Source organism: Secundilactobacillus collinoides DSM 20515 = JCM 1123, from assembly GCF_001435975.1.
GTDB lineage: Bacteria > Bacillota > Bacilli > Lactobacillales > Lactobacillaceae > Secundilactobacillus > Secundilactobacillus collinoides.
Genome location: NZ_AYYR01000108.1, coordinates 1 through 348, shown reverse-complemented (window position 1 = coordinate 348; position 348 = coordinate 1). Strand labels below are relative to the sequence as shown.

At 48.3% G+C, this 348-nt stretch carries 1 protein-coding gene; it reads right to left on the bottom strand.

Features of this window, described 5'->3' with window-relative positions:
- Positions 1 to 348, bottom strand: a 348-nt coding sequence (locus FC82_RS16615; protein ID WP_162260958.1) for a transposase, incomplete at both ends; no start/stop codon positions are given.

Below are 348 nucleotides of genomic sequence, written 5' to 3'. Positions count from 1 at the left end.
CCTTATAAAGGCGCGATTTATGGTCCTCAATGGTGTGCAGAACACGCAGTCGTTCTGCGTCTAATGCACGTCCGACCAACTGAATGATATGAAACCGATCGATGACTGACTCAGCGTTGGGGAATAAACGATGGATGAACTGGCAATATTGGGCATTCAGGTCGACGACGACGCTCTTAACGCGTTTTCGCTCAGTCAAGGAATAACGACTCTCAAAATAGTCGATGATGTCTTTGGACAGTCGGCCTGGCAAGGTCACTACTAGCCGATGGGAATCGGCGTCGCAACAGATGAATGACATGTAATGACCAGTAGATCGAAACTCATCAAAGCACATGTTCTCCGGCA